At 71.2% G+C, this 20,660-nt stretch carries 16 protein-coding genes; 6 read left to right on the forward strand and 10 right to left on the reverse strand.

Annotation, left to right across the window (positions count from 1 at the left end):
- Nucleotides 1–3: 3 nt before the first annotated feature.
- The gene (locus ENSA5_RS00715; RefSeq protein ID WP_146155175.1) at nt 4–3,123 is read left to right on the forward strand and encodes a [protein-PII] uridylyltransferase family protein; all 3,120 of its coding nucleotides are present in this window, start codon (nt 4–6) and stop codon (nt 3,121–3,123) included.
- Entirely contained in the window at nt 3,107–5,389 is a 2,283-nt protein-coding gene (locus ENSA5_RS00720) for a DUF4388 domain-containing protein (RefSeq protein ID WP_106389621.1), read from the forward strand. The genes ENSA5_RS00715 and ENSA5_RS00720 overlap by 17 nt, the downstream gene beginning before the upstream one ends.
- 6 nt (nt 5,390–5,395) lie before the next feature.
- On the opposite strand, the gene ENSA5_RS00725 is transcribed toward ENSA5_RS00720, so the two are convergent.
- Nucleotides 5,396–6,100 (reverse strand): hypothetical protein, encoded by a 705-nt coding sequence (locus tag ENSA5_RS00725; RefSeq protein WP_106389622.1) that lies wholly within the window; start codon nt 6,098–6,100, stop codon nt 5,396–5,398.
- A gap of 173 nt (nt 6,101–6,273) precedes the next feature.
- Nucleotides 6,274–6,969 (reverse strand): DUF4336 domain-containing protein, encoded by a 696-nt coding sequence (locus tag ENSA5_RS00730; protein WP_181197115.1) that lies wholly within the window; start codon nt 6,967–6,969, stop codon nt 6,274–6,276.
- A gap of 69 nt (nt 6,970–7,038) precedes the next feature.
- Between ENSA5_RS00730 and ENSA5_RS00735 the strand changes: the two genes are divergently transcribed.
- Entirely contained in the window at nt 7,039–7,833 is a 795-nt protein-coding gene (locus ENSA5_RS00735; protein WP_106389624.1) for an SDR family oxidoreductase, read from the forward strand.
- 15 nt (nt 7,834–7,848) lie between these two features.
- Here the strand turns inward: ENSA5_RS00735 and ENSA5_RS00740 are convergent, their stop codons facing one another.
- From ENSA5_RS00740 to mtnP, 3 genes are all read right to left on the reverse strand, one after another.
- Nucleotides 7,849–8,631: a response regulator transcription factor gene (locus ENSA5_RS00740; protein ID WP_106389625.1), complete on the reverse strand. Its 783-nt coding sequence runs from the start codon at nt 8,629–8,631 to the stop codon at nt 7,849–7,851.
- Between the two features lie 299 nt (nt 8,632–8,930).
- The gene (locus ENSA5_RS00745; protein WP_106389626.1) at nt 8,931–9,857 is read right to left on the reverse strand and encodes a PfkB family carbohydrate kinase; all 927 of its coding nucleotides are present in this window, start codon (nt 9,855–9,857) and stop codon (nt 8,931–8,933) included.
- Nucleotides 9,858–9,877: 20 nt separating this feature from the next.
- Nucleotides 9,878–10,810 carry an S-methyl-5'-thioadenosine phosphorylase gene (gene mtnP, locus ENSA5_RS00750; protein ID WP_106389675.1) on the reverse strand — a complete coding sequence of 311 codons (933 nt, stop codon included), beginning with the start codon at nt 10,808–10,810 and terminating at the stop codon, nt 9,878–9,880.
- Between the two features lie 372 nt (nt 10,811–11,182).
- Here mtnP and ENSA5_RS00755 point away from each other — a divergent pair, with 372 nt between their 5' ends.
- A complete protein-coding gene (locus tag ENSA5_RS00755; protein ID WP_106389627.1) occupies nt 11,183–13,546 on the forward strand; it encodes a hypothetical protein in 2,364 nt (787 codons plus the stop codon).
- Here ENSA5_RS00755 and ENSA5_RS00760 read toward each other — a convergent pair.
- The 5 genes from ENSA5_RS00760 to ENSA5_RS00780 are packed head-to-tail and all read right to left on the reverse strand — an operon-like array spanning nt 13,491 to nt 18,599.
- A complete protein-coding gene (locus ENSA5_RS00760) occupies nt 13,491–14,168 on the reverse strand; it encodes a hypothetical protein (RefSeq protein WP_106389628.1) in 678 nt (225 codons plus the stop codon). The two genes, ENSA5_RS00755 and ENSA5_RS00760, sit on opposite strands and share 56 nt — an antisense overlap.
- Before the next feature lie 24 nt (nt 14,169–14,192).
- Nucleotides 14,193–16,091, reverse strand: coding sequence for an asparagine synthase (glutamine-hydrolyzing) (gene asnB / locus ENSA5_RS00765; protein WP_106389629.1), 1,899 nt, complete (start codon nt 16,089–16,091; stop codon nt 14,193–14,195).
- 2 nt (nt 16,092–16,093) lie between these two features.
- Nucleotides 16,094–16,924, reverse strand: coding sequence for a Rieske (2Fe-2S) protein (locus ENSA5_RS00770; RefSeq protein WP_181197117.1), 831 nt, complete (start codon nt 16,922–16,924; stop codon nt 16,094–16,096).
- Nucleotides 16,921–17,742: an alpha/beta fold hydrolase gene (locus ENSA5_RS00775; protein ID WP_106389631.1), complete on the reverse strand. Its 822-nt coding sequence runs from the start codon at nt 17,740–17,742 to the stop codon at nt 16,921–16,923. The genes ENSA5_RS00770 and ENSA5_RS00775 overlap by 4 nt, the downstream gene beginning before the upstream one ends.
- Entirely contained in the window at nt 17,739–18,599 is an 861-nt protein-coding gene (locus ENSA5_RS00780) for a hypothetical protein (protein ID WP_106389632.1), read from the reverse strand. Before ENSA5_RS00780 ends, ENSA5_RS00775 begins: the two co-directional genes overlap by 4 nt.
- Before the next feature lie 69 nt (nt 18,600–18,668).
- Here ENSA5_RS00780 and ENSA5_RS00785 point away from each other — a divergent pair, with 69 nt between their 5' ends.
- Nucleotides 18,669–19,913, forward strand: a complete 1,245-nt coding sequence (locus ENSA5_RS00785) for a beta-ketoacyl synthase N-terminal-like domain-containing protein (protein ID WP_106389633.1) — start codon at nt 18,669–18,671, stop codon at nt 19,911–19,913.
- On the forward strand, nt 19,910–20,653 hold the full coding sequence (locus ENSA5_RS00790; RefSeq protein WP_106389634.1) for a 3-oxoacyl-ACP reductase family protein: 744 nt from the start codon (nt 19,910–19,912) through the stop codon (nt 20,651–20,653). Before ENSA5_RS00785 ends, ENSA5_RS00790 begins: the two co-directional genes overlap by 4 nt.
- Nucleotides 20,654–20,660 lie beyond the last annotated feature (7 nt).

Raw genomic sequence — 20,660 nt, forward strand, 5'->3', positions numbered from 1 at the left:
GTGGTGTCGACCAGGCGCGACGATCTCGACGCAGCCCTCGAGCGGCTGCACGACCTCGACCCGGCCGAGCGCCGGACCTTCGTGGCCGGCCTCGATCCGCGCTGGCGGGCCCCGCTCGATCATCTGCTCGCGGGCCCCGATCCGGACGGCGCCCTCCAGCAGGCCCTGTCCCTGCCCTCGGCCCACCGCCGCGAGTCGCCGAGCCTCACGAGCGTCGACCTGCTTCACCAGGGCAGCTACCCGGCCCGGCTGATGAGACTGCTCGAGCCCGAGCTCGTCCGCGAGCTGCTGGCCGACGAGCCCGTCCGGGAGCCGCCGCTGAGCGAGCAGCTCGAGGCCGCGCTCGCCAAGCACGATCTCGCCGAGGCGATCGCCCGGGTCAGAACGCGCAGCTACCTCGTGCTCGCGCGGCGCGAGCTCGAGCACGCGCCGCTCGAGGAGGTCGGCGCGGCGCTCTCGGACATCGCCTCGGCGTGCATCGAGGCGGCCATGCGCGGGGTCGACGAGCGCCTACTCGAGCAGGTCTGCGTGTTCGGCATGGGCAAGCTCGGCGGCCGCGAGCTCAACTTCCTCAGCGACATCGACCTCGTCTTCGTCCACACCGACGAGGCCGCGTCCGACGACGACGACGGCCGCGCCCACCGGCTCCGGACCGAGCTCCACAATCGCCTCCGCCGGGTCCTGCGCCTGGTCGAGGGCAGCGGGGTCTGGCGCCCGCTGTTTCACGTCGATCTGCGCCTGCGCCCCTTCGGCTCCCGCGGGCCCCTGTCGATCTCGCTGTCGGCGCTCGAGCGCTACTACGAGCGTCACGGTCGCAGCTGGGAGCGGCAGGCCTGGCTCCGCGCGCGGCCGGTCGCGGGCAACCTCGAGCTCGGCGCCGCGGTCCTCGACCGCCTCAACCCCTTCGTCTGGCGGCGCAGCCTCGGGCCCGAGGTCTTCGACGAGATCACGGCGATGATGAAGCGCGCCCGGGCCCAGGCCCACGAGAGCATCGGCAGCGCGAACGTCGATCTCAAGCACGACGCGGGCGGGATCCGGGAGATCGAGTTCTTCGTCCAGAGCCTCCAGCTGCTCAACGGCGGCCGCGATCCCAGCCTGCGCACGCGCTCGACCCTGGGCGCCTGCGACCGCCTGGCCGCGGCCGGGCTGCTCAGTGATCGGGAGCACGAGATCCTCGCCCGCGCCTATCGAGTCCTGCGTCGGATCGAGCACCGCGTCCAGCTCAGCGAGGGCCAGCAGACCCACCGCGTGCCCGGGCCCGAGCCCGCCCGCGAGCTCCTCGCCCGCCGGCTCGCGGTCGGAGCCCCGCCGACCTGGCTCGTCGGCGCCGAGCGCCAGCTCCCGGCCAGCCGCGCGCCCGCCCCCCCGCAGACCCTCGTCAGCTTCGACGCGGCCCTGACCGAGCTGCGCGGGCAGGTCCAGGCGATCACCCGCACGCTGACCGGTGAGTCCGAGCTCGCGGGGCCCGAGGCGGCCGCCCGCGAGGTCGCCCAGGCGGTGGTCCTCGACTCGGGCTCGTCGCCGCGCTCGCGCCTCGACGCCCTCGCTACCCTCGGGCTCTGGCCCGAGGCGGCCGAAGAGGTCTCGGCCTTGCTCGATCACCTGCTCTCGCGTCCCCAGGGCGCGCTGTCGAGCTCCGGGGCCGCGCTCGCGGGCGGCCAGCGCCTGCTGCTCGCGTGCCTCGACAGCGCCGACCCCGTCGAGGCCGTCCGCCGCCTCGTCGAGTTCTCGGCCTCGCGCCCGGCTCACCTCGGCGTGTGGCGGGTGATGGCCGAGCCCGAGCAAGAGGCGCTCGTGCGCCAGGTCGCCGATCTCTTCGGCACCAGCGAGCCGCTCAGCCGGGGCTTGATCGGCTTTGGCGGCAACGCCGGCCCGGCCCGCGACGGCGGGCTCTCGCTCCTGCTCGAGGCCAGCGCGAGCGAGCTCCCGAGCGCCGACGAGCTCCGCGAGCGCTTCGCGAGCCTGTCGCGGGGTGACGACGGCCCGCTCGGGCCGGACACGCCCCTCGACTACCGCCTGATGCTGTTCAAGCACCGCGAGCTGGTTCGGATCGGCATCTACGATCTCGGCCGTCGGCCCGACCCCCTCGCGGTCGGCCGCTGCCTGTCAGATCTCGGCGATCTCGTCGTCCGCGAGCTGCTCGCCGACATCGCCCGCGAGCAGCGCGAGGACTCGGGGTTCACGCTCGCGGTCCTGACCCTCGGCAAATTCGGCATGCAGGCGATGGACTACGGCTCGGATCTCGACTTGATGTTCGTGTTCGAGCCCGAGGCCACGGTCTCGCCGACGGTGGCGCGCGAGTCTGCCCAGCGAGCCAGCCGGCGGCTGATCGCGCGGCTCGAAGATCGCGCCCGCGGCCTCCGGCTCTACGAGGTCGACATGCGCCTGCGGCCCTCGGGTCGCCAGGGTCTGCTGGTCTCGTCGCTGAGCGGGTTTCGCCGCTATCACAGCCGAGCGCTCGAGGTCTGGGAGCGGCTCGCGCTCGTGCGCCTGCGGGCCGTCGCCGAGCAGCGCTTCGAGCCCAACGCCCCGCCCGCCCAGGCCGAGCCCGCAGACAGCGGCGTCGCGGCACCGGGTCCTCTCGCGGCTCAGATCGTCGACGAGATCGTTCCAGGCTCGGTCTGGGCCGCCGACGATCCCACCCACATCCGCGCGCAAACCCGGCGGCTCAAGCAGCGGATCGAGAGCGAGCTCGCGCGTGAGACACGCGAGCAGTGGAACATCAAGACCGGTGCCGGCGGGTGCCTCGAGCTCGAGCTGCTGGTCGCGGCGCTGCAGCTGGAGCACGATGTCCGCGCACGCGAGATCCCCGTCGCGCTCGAGCGTCTCGCCGCGCTCGGCGTCCTCGAGCCGGGCGAGGCCACCGCGCTCGACGAAGCTTACCGCTTTGAGCGGCGGCTGCTCAATCGGCTTCGCATGTCACGGGGCAGCGGGCGCGGCAGCGGGCTACGCGAGGCCGATCGCGTGACCGTGAATTCTCCCCGCCTGACCGCCCTTGCGCGTAGGATGGGCCTCGCGGATCGTGACGCCCTGGTCTCGACGCTCGAGCGCGAACGCGCGACCATCCGGGCCGCCTTCGATCGCCACCTGCCCCTCGACCACACCCATGCCGGAGATCACTGAAACCACGCTCGGCTTCTCGCTGAAGGGGACGCTGCGGCGCAGCCCGTTCCCGAAGATCGTCCGACAGCTCGCGCGCACCAAGAGCACCGGGAGCTTGTACTTGCTCCATGGCAAGACCAAGAAGGTCGTGTTCTTCAGCCGCGGTGAGCCGATCTCGGTCCGATCCAACGTCACCGCCGAGTGCCTCGGACAGGTCCTCGCGCGCGAGGGCCTGATCACCCAGGCCCAGTGCGACCAGACCCTCGAGTCGATCCGCCGAACCGGCAAGAAGCAGGGCGAGCTGCTGATCGAGATGGGCATCCTCAGCGAGGGCAACCTCCGCTACGGCCTCGAGGCCCAGCTCCGGCACAAGCTCTACGACATCTTCAGCTGGGACGACGGCCGCTACCAGTACAAGCCCGACGTCGAGGGCGACGACCACGGCCTGCGCTTCTCCAACCACGCCCAGGGCCTGATCCTCAACGCGCTGCTCGAGACCACCGAAGAGGTCCACGCCGAGCGCTCGCTCGAGCCCTATCACGAGCGCTTCCCGGTCATCGATCCCAAGCGAGAGGTCCACGTCGAGGTCACGCCGGAAGAGGACTACTTCCTGACCTGCCTCGACGGCAGCGAGAGCATCCTCGAGCTCCTGACCACGCCCAGCGACCCGGTCGTGCCTTCGGCGGCGCTGCTGCTCTACGCCTCGATCCAAGCGGGCATCACCAAGCTGGCCAAGTCGCGCCGACAAGCGCGAGAGCGCCCGGCCAAGCCCAGCGACGGCCGCGTGCTGCCCGAGCGCGAGCTCATCCCCGACTACGAGGCCCAGCTCACGATCACGGCCTACGAAGACACGCCGCTGCCCGGCCAGCTGCCCAAGCCCGACACCGAGCACCTCGACAACGACGACGAGTTCGCCGTCGACGCGCCCCAGCTCCACGTCAGCCCGCGCGAGGTCTCGTCCGCGTTGATCGCCGCCGAGCGCGACACGCCCGACGAGACCTTCGACGAAGATCTCGATCTCGGGGTCGACGACGACGACGACGACGACCTCGCCGCCAAGCTCGACGACGACGTTGACGACGACGACGACGACGCCGCCGACGCCGAGGTCGGCCAGCCGCTGGTCGCCGACCCCGCAGAGTCCGGCGTGTTCGAGCGCGTGCTGCTCGACGACGACGACGACAAGCCCTTCGAGTACGGCGAAGCGTCCGACAGCGACGACGCGCCCGGATCCGCGGCAGACGAGCCCCCGCCGATCGAGGCCGAGCCGTCCGAGCCCGCCGCGATCGAGCCCGCCGCGATCGAGCCCGCCGCGCTCGAGCCCGCCGCGATCGAGCCCGCCGCGATCGAGCCCGAGCCCGAGCCCGAGGCTGATCTCGAAGAGATCGAGGAGATCGAGGAGATCGAGGAGATCGAAGAGCTCGAGGAGATCGACTCCGAAGACGACCTCGCCCTCGGCCAAGGGGCGCCAGCGCCCGAAGTCGCCGAGCCCGTCGCGGCTGGCGCAGACGAGCTCGCGGCGCTCGCTGCCGGGCTCGAGCCCGATGACGACCTCGCCCTCGGCGACGACCTCGCCCTCGGCGACGATCTCGCCCTCGGCGACGACCTCGCCCTCGGCGACGACCTCGCCCTCGACGGCGACCTCGCCCTCGACGGCGACCTCGCCCTCGACGGCGACCTCGCCAGCGGTGGCGAGCTCGCCAGCGGTGACGAGCTCGACGACATCGACCTCAGCGCCAGCACCGAAGCGCTCGACGCTGCGCCCGACGCCTCGGGTGCGCTCGTCGCTCTCGACGAGCTCGACGACATCGATCTCGGCGGTGAGCTCAACCTCGACGACGACGACCCGCTCGCCGCCGATGGCGGGACCCTGATCGATCCCGACAGCTACGATCCCGACGCGACGGCCGAGGCCGACCCCGAGACCCTCGGCGCGCTGCAGTTCTCCGACGGAGAGTTCGCGATCGCCGAGGGCCGCTGGGATCAGGCCATCACCCACTTCGAGGCGGCCTACGAGCACGGCATCGACCTCGCCGAGCTCCACACCTACGTCGCGTGGGCGCGCTTCCAGGCCAGCGGGGGCAGCCCCGAGATGGCCGCGCACGCCCTCGAGCTCCTCGCCTACGCCGAGGAGATGAACGCCAACCTCGCCATGGTCTACGCCTACCGCAGCGCCGTGATGCTGGCTCAGGATGACCGCGCCGGGGCTCAGGACGCCGCCCAGCACGCCCTCGACATCGATCCCTACGACGAGCTCGCGATCGACGTCATGGACAAGCTCGTCTGAGTCGAGTCAGCCCGGGTCCGGGTCGGTCCACGCGAGCTCCAGGACCCGGTGGCAGCCGCGGAGCCTGACACCGTCCTCGTGAAGCTCGACGTCGACCTCGTCCGAGACCATGCCGATCGGCCTGACTTGGGTCAGCGTCAGCTCGAGCTCGGCGGTCGAGATGTCGATGATCAAGTCGGTCCGCGTGGAGCTCGACACCTCGCAGCCGCCGAACGCCACTTCGCTGCCGTACGCGTAGGTCTCGCCGAACTCCCCCAAGTCGCCGTGGAAGTCGTAGCTCACGTGGTGACCGTCGGTCACGGTCGTGCGCACGTGCATGAGCTCGCCCACGACCTCGACATCGAGCGAGGCCGGCTCGCGGCACTCGTCGGACCCGCCGCCCGCGACCGCGACCGCGAGCAGCTCGTCGCGCTCGGGGATCAGCACGCCGATCCCGATCTTGCCCGCGGCGCTGGTGCGGATGACCCGGGGCTGCTCGAGCTCACAGCGCGGGTCGCCACAGATCTGCTCACGCGCCTCGTCCTCGCTGTGCGGGATCGGCCCGGAGCCAAAGCCCGGCTGGCCCCGCGACGCGACCAGGTTCCACGCCCGGAGAAAGCTCGCGCTCGGCTCGAGGCTGCGACCGCGGGTGTCGATCGACACCTTGCACCACTCGTCGTGCTCGGTCTCGAAGTAGGCCCCGGCGTCGGACGGGGCGCTCGCCGGCGACATGCCGAGGCCGCTCGGCTCGGCGCGCTCGTCGATCGCTGGGCCTGAACCCGACGACGGCGGAAGCGACCCCGACGTCGCCCCCGCGCACGCGGACAGCCCCAGCGCGCTCAGGCAGCGAGTCAGCGTACGGCGATCCATCGTCACATCGTCAGCGCGGGAGCATGCGCCAGGGGTCAGCGTGGCAGGTCAGGCGCGAGCTTGACCAGGGCGTCCGCGAGGACCGCCCGCGCGCCACGCTCGACGATCTCGCCGTGGGCCATGATCAGGCGCTCGAAGTCCCACTCGAAGATCCGCTCGAGGCTGCGGCGGGCCGCGCTGCGATCGCGGATCAGCGCCCGGATCAGCGGGGTCTGAGCGCAGCGCTGCCAGGCCCCGCTCGCGCGCAGGTACCAGCGCGAGGCCCGTGAGCGGCTGTGATGAATGTTGAACACGAGGTCGCACACGATCAGCGTCTTGCTGCGACGGTGAAACACCACGACCTCGCTGGCCAGGGGCAAGCCCGCGAACAGCCGGGTGTCGAGGGTGTCGGCCAGCGCGGCCGGCGTCGCGTCACCGAGGACCTCGTCGAAGATCAGATCGCGGCGCTTGTCGGGCAGCCCCGGCGCGCCCCACAGCTTCGCGTCGGGCCAGCGCCGCTCGGCCCCGAGCAGATAGAGGTGATGAAAGCGGCTGGGCGCGAGCAGCTGCGTGACCGGACCGAGGGCGTCGAGCTCATCCGCGAGCGCGTCGTCGATGTCGATCGGCGAGTGCAGGATCAGCGATCCATCGGGCCGACGGATCACGGTCATGCGCGTGGCCAGCGGCATGCCAGCCACCGCGATCTCGGCCTCGGCCGTCCACAGATCTTCGGCGATCTCGCGCAGCGCCATGGTTCTCCTCATCGTCTCCTGGCCGGACTATTGCGCGTCCAGCTCAGACGCGCCACCATCCGCGCCCACATGGGCTACTTCAACGGCAAGGTCATCTGGATCACGGGAGCGTCGTCTGGCATCGGTGAGGCGCTGGCCCTCGAGCTCGCCGCGCGCGGCGCAAACCTGGTCCTGTCTGCGCGCCGCGAGACCCTGCTCGAGCGGGTCCGCGAGCGCTGCGAGCGAGCCAAGGACCACATGGTCGTGCCCCTCGATCTGAGCGCGCCCGAGACCGCCGCCGCCGCCACCGCCGAGGTCCTCGCACGTCACGGCCGGATCGACATCCTGATCAACAACGGCGGGATCAGCCAGCGCGGGACCGTGGCCGACACCGAGCTCGACGTCGATCGCCGGATCATGGAGGTCAACTACCTCGGCACGGTCGCCCTGACCAAGGCCGCGCTGCCCTCGATGCTCGAGCGCGGCGCCGGACAGATCGTCGTGGTCAGCTCGCTGATGGGCAGCATCGGCACGCCCCTGCGCTCGGCCTACGCCGCGTCCAAGCACGCCCTCCACGGCTTCTTCGACTGCCTCCGCGCCGAGGTCCACGACCAGGGCGTCCACGTCTGCGTCATCAGCCCCGGCTACGTCCGGACCGAGATCACCAAGAACGCGCTCACGGCCGACGGCTCGACCTACGACGACATGGGCGACGCCCAGAGCAAGGCCATGAGCCCCGAGGTCTTCGCCCGGCGCTGCGCCGACGCGATCGCCAGCGACGTCCGGCGCAAGATGATCGGCGGCCCCGAAGTCTGGGCCGCCCGCCTCGCGCCCTTCTTCCCCGGCGTCTACGACTTCCTGATTCGCCGGGTCAAGAGCACCTGAGGCCGCCCAGGCCGCTCAGCTCTTCGCCCAGGGATCTTCGATCCCGGCGTCCTCGAGCAAGACCCGCAGCAGGTCCGAGCGCGACCGGGCCCCGGTCCGGGCCAGGACCTGCGACACGTGATACTTGACCGTGCGCTTGGTGCAGCCGAGCAGCTCGGCGATGCGCTGATCCGGGTCGCCCCACAGCAGCCGCCACGCCGTGATCGTCTGGACCGGGCTGAGCCCCGCGATGAACTGCAGACGCGCGAGCCCGTGACGAATGTCGAAATTGATCGACTGCGTCTGGAACATCAGCATCTCTTCGTCCTCGGCGCTCGGCAGCTCGTCGCCACCCTTTTGCCCGAGCGCCACCCGCCAGGCCTGGGTCGCGCGCACGGTCGCGCCGATTCCGGCGAGCAGCGAGGCGTCTTCGACAGGCTTTTGGATGTAGCCGTGCGCGCCAGCGCTCATCAGCTGGGCGGGGACCTCCTCGTCATCCTGACCCGTGACGACCAAGGCCTTGGTCAGCGGGCGGTTGTCGAGCAGCACGGGGATGATGTCGAGCGCGGTGCCGTCGGGCAACGAGAAGTCGAGCAACGCTGCGTCGAAGTCGCGATGCGACTCGATGGCCTCGATGCCTTCGGCCTTCGTCGGGCAGCCGACGACGTCGTAGCCTGCGCCTTTGAGAGTGCGCAGATACATCTCCAAAACCACGTCCATGTCCTCGACGACGAGGATCTTGGGCTTGGCTCGCGCGACGCGACCAAGGCTGGCAGGGATGTCGGGGACCCAACGCGATGGGGACTCGGTGTCGCTCACTGGAACCTCTGTCGGCGGCTCGTGTTCGGCCGCGTAGGTCTACGTATCAAGGTGTGACCGACTGTGTCCACGCGAACACACGATCAAACTCGGTTTTCGCGCCGCTGTGTGATCCGACGACCACGGTGGCACCCAGGTTCGGACGAGAATGCTCCTCTTGGCGCGAAAACGAACATTGTTTGGTACTGCAGCGGCCTCATTCGGCCCGGTCGGCTCCGGCCGGGGCGAGATCGGCCGCGACGGCCCTCCCGCGGGCGGGCCCGCGGGAGAGACACCGCATGCCGCGCAGGTCTGCGTTGTCAGAACCGCGTCAGCTCGACGAAGGACTGATAGCGGCCTTCGATGTCCTCGCGCGACAGGCCGCGGAGCTGATCGTAGGAGAAGCCCTGGACGCAGTAGCTCGCCATCGTCGAGCCCCAGATCACCGCCTGACGAACGTAGTCGTCGGTGATCTCTCCAGTCCGCGCGAGGTGGCCCATGAACCCGCCCGCGAAGCTGTCGCCTGCGCCGGTCGGATCGACGACGTCCTCGAGCGGCATCGCCGGGGCGGCGAACAGGGCGTTGTCGGGCCCGAAGCACAGGGCCCCGTACTCGCCGCGCTTGATGACCAGGGTCTTGGGCCCGAGCTCGCGGATCTTGTTGGCTGCGCGGACGAGGTTGGTCTCGGACGTCAGCTGCAGCGCCTCTTCTTCATTGATCGCAAGCACGTCGACGCGCGCGAGGACCTCGAGCAGCTTGTCGTGGGCGATGTCGATCCACAGGTTCATCGTGTCGAGGCCGACGAGGCGCGGGCGCTTGGCCATCTGGTCGAGCACGTCGAGCTGGAGGCTGGGCTGGATGTTGGCCAGAAACAGAAACTCGCTCTCGCGGTAGCTTGGCGGCAGCCGCGGGGAGAAGTTCTCGAACACGTTGAGGTGGGTCTCGAGCGTGTCCCGCTGGTTCATGTTCTCGTGGTAGCGGCCCTTCCAGCGGAAGGTCAGGCCGTCGCTGTTGCGCTCGAGCCCGTCGAGGTCGACCCCCGCGCGCTCGAGATCACCGAGCGCCGCGGCCGGGAAGTCGTGACCGACGACGCCGACGAGCTGGACCGGGGTCAGCGGTGACGCGGCCATCGCGAAGAACACCGCGGCTCCGCCGACGCTTTCTTCACGCTCGGCCGTCGGGGTGATGACCCAGTCGACGGCGACGCTGCCGACGACCACGAGTTTGTTGCTGTTCTGATCTGACATGGTTGGATTTGGGGACAGGTTCAATGGGCGTCGAGGTAGTGACCGATGATGAGGTCGAGGCGCTCGCGGGTCACGGCGGGGATCTTGGCCGGGTCGGTGATCAGCGCGCCGACCAGCGCGCGCGGCCACGGCAGGTGCTCGCAGGTCGTCGGCAGGCGCTCGGCGAGCTCGAGCACGATCGAGCGGACGCGGGCGACGTTGGCCTGCATGATCGCGATCACGGCGTCGACGCTGACCTCTTCTTCGCTCTGGTGCCAGCAGTCGTAGTCGGTCGAGGTCGCGAGCACGGCGTAGGCGATCTCGGCCTCGCGCGCGAGCTTGGCCTCGGGCAGCGCCGTCATCCCGATCACGTCGCCGCCCCAGCTGCGGTAGAGCTCGGACTCGGCCCGGGTCGAGAACGCCGGGCCCTCCATCACGACCATCGTGCCCTTGCGATGCAGGCGCTGCTCCCCGCGGCCGACGACCTCGGCGGCGGCCTTGGTCACGAGCTCACGAAAGCCCGCGTCGAAGGGGTCGCCAAACTGAATGTGGGCCACGCAGCCGCTGCCGAAGAAGCTCGACGTGCGGTTCTTGGTCCGATCGATCAGCTGGTCGGGGACGACGACGTGACCCGGGGCGATCTCGGCCTGGAGCGAGCCGACCGCCGACGCGCTGAGCAGGTGGGTGACCCCGAGCTGCTTGAAGCCGTGGATGTTGGCCCGGTAGTCGATCTCGCCCGGCAACAGGATGTGGCCGACCCCGTGACGGGGGAGAAACACGGCGCGCAGCGGCGGCCCGGACTGGCGCGGCAACTTGCCGACGGTGTAGGCGCCCGAGGGCTCGCCAAATGGAGTCTCGAGCGAGACTCGCTCGACGTCCTCGAGCTTGTCCATGGCGTAGAGGCCCGAGCCTCCGACGACGCCGAGGACCAGCTCGTCGCGGGCTTGGGGAGAGGCGGGGTGCGGCTTGATCATGGTCATGCTCGGACGCCGAGCGCGAGTCGGCGCGGCATCGTATCTCGTCTCTTGGCCCGCCGCAGCGCGCCACCTACGCCCCGCCCCCGCGAGCGGATTCACCGCCTACCTCGTCGGCCGCCGCCGCCCTCGCCCTTGGCGAGGGGGAGCAGACGACGACCATGATCCCGCCCACGCGGCCGGCCGCGGTCTCGCCCTCGACGCTCAGCCACGCGTCGAGGGCCATCGCGGGATCGTCGCAGGGCTGTGCTAGGCTCAAAAGCTAGGCTCAAAAGCTAGGCTCAAAAGCTTGGTTCGGTGAGATCCGAGATCGGTGAACGGAGGCGTGTGATGTCAGGCCAGGAGCTCGCGCTCAGTGTCCACGGATTTGTAGTGAAGGGGTTGTTGCTGCTCGCAGGCGACAACGCGACGCGCAGCTTCGAGCTGCTCGAGACCGGGCCCGGCGTCCACGTGCTGGTGGGGGGCCACCGTCCCTTTCACCTCCTCGTGACCGAGGCCCTCGACGACGAGGGCCGCGGGCGCTTGCGCGAGCTGGTCGGCCACCGGGTCATGGTCCGCTTCGGCGAGCGGCCTCCGCTGCGTCGACGGATCGCGGCGGTCGGCGGCGCGGGGCTCGAGCAGGTCACGCCCGAGGCCCTCGATCTGACCGCGGGGCTCTACGGGGCGGCGCCGCTGTGGCTCCACGCCGACGGCACCCTCGCGAGCACCGAGCAGGGCGCGGCGCCGCGGGGGCTCGATGCCCTCGCGACCATGGTCAGCGCGGCGCGCTGGATCTCCTCGCGGCGCACGAGCTCCTTCGAGCGGCTGTTTCCGGCCAGCGCCTTTCACCCCGACGAGCCCGAGCGGACCGAGCGGCTCGACCTCGACCAAGGCCGGGCGCTGCTCGATCAGCTCGGCGATGTCCTCGAGGCCGCGCGCGTCGGTCGCGAGGCCGCGACCGCGTCGACGGTCGAGGCCGCGCAGCTTCGCAGCGCCGCGCTGACGGTGCTCTCACACCTGTGCGCGACCGTGACCAAGGATCCACAGTTTCGCCCCGTCGCCGACGCGGCCGCGGCCAAGATCTTCGAGCTGATCGCGGCCGAGCAAGGCCCGGGCTCGCGGCCCGAGCTGCGCGCCCACGCGATCAACCTGCTCAGCCTCCGCGGACCCGCGCTGAGCGAGGCCGACCGCGCCCGGGCCCAGGCCCTGCTGCGCGGGATGATCCGCCCCGCCCCCCCCTACGACGAGTACACGGGCCGCTGGCGCTTCGCGGTCGCGTCGGCCTTCGCCTTCAACGAGGGCGAGCGCGACGCCTTCGTCGAGCACCACGGGTTCAAGAAGATCCCGACCCCCGAAGGGGCCCCCGCGGCGCCCCGCGGCCGCCGCTACGAGGTCCTCGAGAGCCCCTTCCCCGGCCCCGACGGCGAGCCCTTCTTGGTGTTCACGCGCGCGGCCAGCCCCCGCGACGAGAACCAGGAGATGGCGACCCCCTTCTTCGCCGGGCTCCTGATCAGCCGCCACGCCCAGCTCGGCGCCCACGACATGACCAGCTCGCGGATCCCGGCCACCCAAGCTGGCTACAAGCTGATGATGAACGCCCAGTGCGCCGGGCTGACCACGCGCTTTGCGATCTCGCGGATGTTCCCCGAGGCCGACATCTACTCGTCGTGGGACTCGACCTACTTCCGCACCAACCGCGATCGCAAGGTCGTCGACTCCGAGGGCGTCGACTGCTTCGTCGCGCTGCTCCAGGGCCTGAGCGCGCGCGAGAGCTTCGCCGAGATCGATCGCCGCATCGGCCTGGCCCAGTGGGCGCGGCCGCTGAACAAGATCCCGGGCTTCGTCCAGTTCATCGGGCCGGCGCATCCGCAGGTCGTGGCCCGCTACGAAGACATCAACCACGACGGCAAGGCCGACTACTACGACGGGTTCTTGGACTTCACCCTGGTCGAGATCGCCGAAGACGCCCGGGCCGGGGCGACGCCCAAAGACCCCGGGGTCGCGGCCTCGCAGATCAGCGGCGCGGCGGCGCGGGGCCTGGGCTGGGCCGCCGGCAGCCTCAACCGGGTGACGCAGTACAGCGAGCTGTGGGACGAGCTCCCCGATCAGGCCGAGCGATCTCATGCGTTCAGGGCCGCGGGCTTCTTCAGCCCCACCGAGCCGCCGCGCGACGTCGATGGGGCGCCGCTCGAGGAGCTCGGGCGGATGCCTGCGGTCGTGCGCCTGATCGCCGATCCGACGGCAGAGGGCGGGGTCGCGGCCGACGTGATGTTCAACGCGTGGTTGAGCCACGCCCCGCAGGAGCTCAAGCGGCTGCTGTGCGCGGCCGAGGCGTTCTGGCGGGCGATCGACGCCAAGCTGCTGCGCGCGGCGCCGCTCGACACCCACGCGGGCCGGCGTGGGGCCCTGCTGCTGATCCTCGCTGGCTTGCTGGAGTATCCGGCGGATCAGAACCGGGTCGATGCGCTGTGGCGGGCGGCGCTGGCCATGTTGCGGATGCCGCCGATCTCGCGCTCGTTGGTGCGGCGGTGCATCAACAAAGAAGATCACGACGCGAGCAACTACTACGGGTCGCGGCGGGGGATCGCCGAGCTGATGGGCGCGGGGGATGAGCCTGGCCGGCTCGCCAAGTCGGATCCGGTCGCCCACGCGATCTTGGTGAGCGACGACGAGGACATCGGCCGAGCGGCGCCGCTCGAGCTCACGGCCGATCCGCCGCCGAGCCCGGCTGCTCCTGCTGGCGGCCGAACCAAATGAACAAGGGCGTCAACAACACCGTGGGCCCGAGCCACAGCACCACCGCGGGGATCCCCGGCGCCAGCCGAGGCCCCGTCGCCGCGGCGAAGGCCGTGAGCGAGGCGATGAACGCCGCCGCGACCCCGCGGATGTGCTCGCCCACCCACGCGTCCGCCTCGAACACGTCCAGGTTCATGAAGCGTCGAAAGTGCCAGACCGAGCCCAGGCTGATCGTCGACAACACGAGCGCAACAACGCCCATGCCCTGGCCCTCGAGCAGCGCCCACGCCCCGTAGCCGCCGAACAGCAAGAACGCCCCAGCAAAGCCAGGGTGGAGCGCACGATCGAGCGGCCCCGGCCGCCGCTTGGGAGGCTGGAGCCGGGCGAGGCGCCAGGCGACGAGGCCGTGATAGATGACCAGCAGCCCGACGCCCATCAAAAACAGGTTGCCGCCGACGAACACGACCGGCGCCGCGACGGCGATCGCCAGGCCCATGCTGAGCATGAACAGGCGCCCGGCCCACGGGTGCCCCGACGGACGCTTGGGCAAGCTCAGCGCGACCACCCCGGACAGGATGGCCACCAGGCCGATGACCCCGTGGATCGGCATCAACAGCTCGCGCAAGGTCGCGTACTCGAACATCTTGTTTTGGGGGCTCTCGGGCGCTCAGCGCAGCCGGAATTGCTCGATGAAGATGTGGAGGCCGAGGGCCAGACCGATGAGCCAGTCGTGGCGGTGCCCCGCCGCGACCGCCGGCGACAGCCGCTCCCACCGGTGGCGGACGAAGGATAGTACGTTTGGGTCGAACACGCCGAATTCGGCGATCGCCTCGCGCTCGAGGTAGCGACTGAGCAGAGCGCGACCGGTCGCGGACGCCAGCACGTAGCGCCAGCTCGGGGCCAAGAAGGGGTGCTTGGGGACCGCGCAGATCTCGGGTGGAAGCAGCCCAGCGCCCGCGCGTCGCAGCAGCAGCTTGCCCTGTCCGCTGGCGAGATCGAGCAGCTCGGTCTCCCCAGCCCGCGCTGCGAGATCGAGGATCGCGCGGTCGAGAAACACCGGGCGCCCCTCGACGCCGTGGGCCATCTCGACTCGATCGCTGAGCGCGGGGATCAGGTAGCTGCTCAGCTGGTGGAGGGCGAGCAGGCGCGAGAGATCGAGGGCCGGCTCGGCTTCGAGGCCGGCGAGGGGCGCGAGGACCTGGGTCGAGGGGCTCGGCTCGCCGCGCCAACGCGGCAGGAACACTTGGCTCGGCACAGCGTCGACTCGACGCGCGCGCTGGTCGAAGAAGCTCGCCCACCAAAGCGGGCTGGCCGGATCACGATCGAGGGCGTCGTCGAGCAAACCGACGCCGAGCTTCGCGGGGGCCGCCGGATCGGGCGCGGCGGCGCGATCGACCGCGCGCGCGCGCCAGCGAGCCTCGGTCATGAACCAGGGGTAACCAGCGAAGAGCTCGTCGCTGCCCTCCCCGCTCAGCACGACCTTGACGCCCCGCTCGCGGACGTGACGCGCGAGCAAGTAGCGGGCGACCGCGTGAGCGTTGACGGGCGGAAACTCGAGCGCGCGGATCGTCTGAGGGAGCGCCGCCGCGAGCTCCTCGCTCCCGACCCGGACCAGGTCGAGCTCGAGGTCGAGGCTGCGCGCGTGCGCCTGCGCGAGCGCGGACTCATCGTGGCTCGGATCATCGAAGGCGAGGGTGAACGCGGGCAGGTCCCGCTCGCGTCGGGCGAGGGCCGCGACGAGGGCCGAGTCGAGGCCGCCCGAGAACAGCAGGCCGATCGGCGCGTCGGCCCGGAGGCGACGGCTCACGGCGCGTTCGAGCTGCTCGCGTAAGTCCTGGGGTTCGGGCGGCTGGCGCCGGCTCCGAGCCTGACTCGGGCGCGCGCCCGGCCCCGCCAACCACCGCCAAAACACCCTGCGGCGGCGCTGCCCGAGCTCCCAGCTGTGCACGGTCGCGGGCGCCAGCGACTCGACGCCCTCGAACGCGCACGCGCTGCCCGAGTACGCGCCCAGGAAGTGGCCGGACAAAAAGCGCGCGCGCAGCCGGGGCTCGTCGACGAGGGGCAGCAGCGCCTTGGCCTCGGACGCGAGCGCGACCGAGCGATCGGGGCCCTCGAGCACGAACAGCGGCCGGACCCCGACCCGATCCCGCGCCGCGATCAGTCGCTCGCGCCGGGCATCCCACACGATGACCGCGAAGTCGCCGTCGAGCTCGTCGACGAACTCGAGGCCGCGCTCTTCGTAGAGGTGGGCGATGAGCTCGGCGTCGCAGCGCGTGCGCAGCTGATGACCCCGCCCGCGCAGCTCATCCCCGAGCTCGAGGTGATCGTAGAGCTCACCGTTGACGACGACCGCCACGCTGCGGTCTTCGTTGAAGTAAGGCTGCGGCCCGGCCGAGGGGTCCACGATCGCTAGCCGCGTGGCGATCAGCCCGAGGCGGCCGCGATCGAGGATCGCGTGACCGCGCTCGTCGGGCCCGCGGTGATCCAAGGCGGCGCCGAGCTGCTCCAGCTGCTCGGTGACGATCGAGGGCCCACGCGGGCGCCACAGCGCGACGACGCCACACATGCTCAGAGCTCGACCGTCTGCCCGTCGACGCGGCGGACCCGGCGACACCCGAGCCGCAGCCCGGCGCCGCGATCGCAGCGCCCGTCGTCGAGGCTGAAGCGGTAGTCGTGCCACGGGCAGCGCAGGCGGCCCTCGCCGTCGAGCTCGGCCCGGTGCAGCGGGCCGCCCATGTGCGGGCAGACGAGCTCGTGAACAAACAGCTCGCCGTCGCGCTCGACGAGGCCGAGGCGCCGCTGGCCGTCCTCGACGGTGTTGGCGTCGAGGATGCGCAGGCGACCGCCAGCCGCAGGCCGCCACGGCTCGAGGCGATCGGCCGCGAGCATGTCCGTGATCATGGCCTGGTCCTCGTCCCACAGCCGCGCGTAGAGCTTGAGGTAGCCTCGGCCCTTGAGCCTCGCGACCGTCTCGGTCTCGGCGGGTGCCCAAAACTCGACCTCGATGTCCGTCTGCTCGTGGGCGCGGGCCTCGCTCGCGGGGACCGGCGAGAGCTGGGTGAGGATGTACGCGCCCGCGCTCACGCCTTCGAGGGTCCGGGTGACATAGCGCAGCCGCTCGCGGTCGACGCTCAGCTCGAGGACCATGGTCTTGGCCAGGCTCGCGGGCGCGATCGTCACGCACGCGCGCCACCAATCGCGGCCGGCCTCGAGCAGCTCGATCGCGGCGAACGAGCTGCGGTGGACCCACGGCAGGTGGGCGTGATCCAAGACGTTGCGCCAGACCCCGTCGACGCTCGAGTCGAGGCGGCGGCGATAGCTCGCGAGCATGCGCAGGTGCTCGGGTCGCGCGGGCCAGTCATGCCGGGGCGGTCCGGCGGGAAGTTGGGGCTCGGTCATGCGTCGCCGCGGAGGTCGAGGTGAGGGTCGAGGTGAGGGTCGGGGTCGGGCTGTGCGAACGCGCGCTGGACCAGGGCGACGAAGGCCGCCTCGGCCTCGAACCATATCGCGTGGCCCGAGGGCAACTCGGCGAAGGTGGCCGCGGGCGCGGCGTCGGCCAGGCGCCTGACCTCGCTGGCGGGGAACAGCCAGTCCTGATCCCCCGCGATGACCGTGTGCAGCGCGGTCATCGTGGGGACCGACGCGCGGAGGTCATGGCTCGCGAGGCGCGCGAGCTGGGCTGCCCACTGGGGCCGCGAGGTCGAGAGCTGGCCGAGGTGCATGGCGAGGGTCGCAAACACCCCTGGCCGATGGAGAAAGCCGGGGCTGAACAACATCGGGACCATGCCCTCGATCAGGGTGCGCTCGTCGATCGCCGCGTCGAGCACGCCCTGCACCAGCCGAAACAAAGCGCGCTCGCGGGCCCGAAAGTGCGCGCAGGTCACGGCCACGACCGCTCGCCGGACCCGCGCAGGATGACGCGCGAGCAGCTGCAGGGCCCAGGCGCCACCGAAGGACCAGCCGAGCAGATCGAAGCGCTCGAAGCCCTGGCTGAGCGCGCACGCTTCGAGCCAGGCGACGAGCTCGTCCCAGCCGATCGACGAGCTCGCGCTCGCGCCGGGCCCGGTCGGCGTGACCGCCAGCAGCGGCCTCGGCCCGGCGATCGCCTCGAGCAAGCGACGGCTGCTCTCGAGCCGCGACGGGAGGCCGAGCAGGACCACGAGCGGCACGTGCCCGGGCTGACCCGGGAGCCGAAGATGGGGCAATTCGAGGGTCACGCGGAGTCGCTTCGAGTTGGGCTCGGGCCCGCGAGCGTGACCACGCCCCGGACCCAGGTTTGGGCGCCGTCGAGGGTCCCGACCGAGAGCTCGAATTGTTGGAGATGCATGACCCGACGAGCGCGAAGGACCCGAAACACTGGCGCGCGGATCGTGGCCTCCGGCGCGTAGACCAGGCGCTCGTAGGCCGCGACGTACACGGGCTTGGCCTCGGCCTGGGTCTGGGCGCGAAAGCACAGCCCGGCCGCCTGGGCGGCGCCGTCGAGCAGCTCGGTCCAGTGCCACGAGGGCCGCTCGACGGCGCTGAAGATGCCGCCGTCGACCAAGTTGGCGCCCGCGCTGACGGACATCCGATCGACGAAGAGCGCCGCCGGACCGTGACGCAGCGACGCGCGAACGTGGGCGGGCTCGCACAGCGGCCCTCGGGCAGGCCGCGGATCGGGGATCTCGATCGGCGCGAGCGCGGGGCCGACCCCGTGGCGGATGTCGATCGTCGCGGCCTCGAGGATCCTGGCCCGGCTGCGATCAGGCTTGCGAGGATCTCGGCTGACGCGCACGAGGGCGGGACCCGGAGCCGCGTGTTCGTGGCCTTCGGGACGCAGCGGCGCTCGGAGGGCGGCGCGTCGGATCTGGGCGACGGGCCCGGCGAGGCGGCGCGCGGCCTCGACCGCGAGGCCGATCAGGTACGCGCCGGGGACCAGCGGGTCCCCCTCGAAGTGGTCGCGGCAAAGATGGGCCGTGATCGCGGGCGGGACCTCGAGCTCGACGCTCGGCCGTCCGCTCGCGCTGGTCGTGTCGACGTGGGTGAGACCGGCGAACAGGCTTCCCACCCGCGAGGTCTGCTGCTTGAGCGACACGTATGCCTATGATAACAGCGAGCCCTGTCGAGTCACGGCCCACGAGCTGCCCGCGAGCGTGATGTCCTCGTGACGGGTATCGGCGCATGGACCCCGTTCGGCGTCGGCTGGGACGCGCTGTGGGCTGCACTGATCGAGGGCCGCACGGCCTTCGCCCCCGTCGGTGAGGGCTTTGGTCCCGACCCGACGCTGCTCGCCGGGCGGATCAGCGACTGGAAACCATTTCGGGCCGAGTTCCCCGAGGTCCGCCCGCCCCTGCCGATCCCGGTCACCCGACTCGCGCTCGTCGCGGCGAGGCGCGCGTGCGAGGCCGCGGGCCTCGCAAAGATCGACGCGGAGCACGAGCGGCTCGGCTTTGGCGTGATGCTCAATCGCAACCGCGGACCGGCGCAAGTCGTGGCCAAGATCATGAAGCCCGTCCTCGCCAAGGGCGTGCGCAAGACCAGCCCCTTGCTGTTCTCGCAGAGCGTGGCCAACGCTCCGCTCGGTGCGGTCGCCACGGCCCTCGGGCTGCGTGGTCCTCACCTGCTGACCATGGGCGGCGGCGCGATCATGACCGCCCACGACGCGATCCAGCGCGGCGACGCGCCGGGCGTCCTCGTCGGCGGCTTCGAAGAGCTGGTCTCGGAGCTGTTCACCGCCGACCTCGACAACGGCGTGATCGAGGGCATCCGCAGCCTCGATCAGCTCGGCCGCGGCCCGGTCATGTCGGAGGGCTGCGTGTGCGTCTTGCTCGAGTCCCGGGCCAGCGCCGAGGCCCGGGGCGCTCGAGCCCTCGCAAGGCTGGCGAGCGTCGAGCGCGGCCTGTCCCTCGCGAGCCGAGCGGAGCCCGCCGAGCGCGAGCAAAACACAGACGGCCGCGGCGAGCGCGGCTGGGATCCGCTCTCGCGCTGGGGCGCGCCCGATCCCGACGGCTTCGCTCGCCTCGCCGCGCGCGCGCTCGCTCGCGCTGGCGTCGAGCCAAAGACGATCGGCTACCACGCTGGCAACGGCGCGGCGGTGCCAGCGTTCGCGTCGGCCGAGCAGCGCATGCGGGCGACCCTCGGGCTCGACGGGCTCGGCCCCGCCGGGCGAGTGGGCTCGCTCAAGGCGCTGCTCGGCGAGGGCATGGGCATGGGGGCGATCGCCAACCTCGCGTGGGCCGCGACGATGGTCGCCCGCGGCGAGATCACCCACTCGACCCGCTCGGGGCCCACCAAAGATCCTGTGCCCGGCGCCGGCGCGTCGGCCCTCGGCCTCGCGCACAATGTCCTCGTCACCCACCTCGACGCTCACGCCAGCCAATTCGCTGCGCTAGTGTCGCCAGCCTCATGAGCACCCAAGTCGCCCTCGTCACAGGAGCGTCGCGCGGCATCGGCCGCGCGATCGCGTTGGGCCTGGCCCGGCGCGGCCTCCACGTTGCGATCAACTACCGGTCCCGGCGTGAGGCGGCCGAGGCCGTCGAGGCCGAGCTCGCGGCCGAAGGCCTGGCCTGCTCCCTGTGGGAGGCCGACGTCTCCGACAAGGCGGCGACCAAGCAGATGATCGCCGGCATCAAGGCCAAGCTCGGTCGCCTCGACGTGCTGGTCAACAACGCGGGCGTGCTCCACGAGGGGCTGTTCTTCTTCACGCCGATCGACAAGTTCTGGGAGATCATGCAGGTCAACCTCGGCGGCGTCGTCAACTGCTCGCGCTACGCGATCCCGATGCTCGGTCGGCACAAGGCCGGGCGGATCATCAACATGGCCTCGATCGCGGCGATGCACGGGAGCGCGGGCCTGTCGGCCTACGCGAGCTCGAAGGGCGCCGTGATCAGCCTGTCCAAGGTCCTCGCCCGCGAGCTCGCCAAGTCCGGGGTCACCGTCAACGTCGTCGCGCCCGGCCTCGTCGCCAGCGACATGACCGACTCCCTCGCCAGCCCCGAAGCCCACGCGCGCTCGGTCGCGATGCAGCCGGTCGCCCGCATGGGTGAGCCCGATGAGATCGCGCGCCTCGTCGTGTTCCTGGCCTGCGACGCCCCCGGCTACCTCACGGGCGAGGTCATCCGTGTCGACGGTGGCTCGATGATCAGCTGAGGTGAGC

It is taken from the genome of Enhygromyxa salina (assembly GCF_002994615.1).
Taxonomy (GTDB): domain Bacteria; phylum Myxococcota_A; class Polyangia; order Nannocystales; family Nannocystaceae; genus Plesiocystis; species Plesiocystis salina_A.

Coding starts and splice junctions, on each gene's coding strand:
- ENSA5_RS00760 (WP_106389628.1), bottom strand. CDS start 14,168: ATGTTCGAGTACGCGACCTTGCGCGAGCTGTTGATGCCGATCCACGGG.
- mtnP (WP_106389675.1), bottom strand. CDS start 10,810: ATGATCAAGCCGCACCCCGCCTCTCCCCAAGCCCGCGACGAGCTGGTC.
- asnB (WP_106389629.1), bottom strand. CDS start 16,091: ATGTGTGGCGTCGTCGCGCTGTGGCGCCCGCGTGGGCCCTCGATCGTC.
- ENSA5_RS00725 (WP_106389622.1), bottom strand. CDS start 6,100: ATGTCGCCGGCGAGCGCCCCGTCCGACGCCGGGGCCTACTTCGAGACC.
- ENSA5_RS00720 (WP_106389621.1), top strand. CDS start 3,107: ATGCCGGAGATCACTGAAACCACGCTCGGCTTCTCGCTGAAGGGGACG.
- ENSA5_RS00745 (WP_106389626.1), bottom strand. CDS start 9,857: ATGTCAGATCAGAACAGCAACAAACTCGTGGTCGTCGGCAGCGTCGCC.
- ENSA5_RS00730 (WP_181197115.1), bottom strand. CDS start 6,969: ATGGCGCTGCGCGAGATCGCCGAAGATCTGTGGACGGCCGAGGCCGAG.
- ENSA5_RS00790 (WP_106389634.1), top strand. CDS start 19,910: ATGAGCACCCAAGTCGCCCTCGTCACAGGAGCGTCGCGCGGCATCGGC.
- ENSA5_RS00735 (WP_106389624.1), top strand. CDS start 7,039: ATGGGCTACTTCAACGGCAAGGTCATCTGGATCACGGGAGCGTCGTCT.
- ENSA5_RS00770 (WP_181197117.1), bottom strand. CDS start 16,924: ATGACCGAGCCCCAACTTCCCGCCGGACCGCCCCGGCATGACTGGCCC.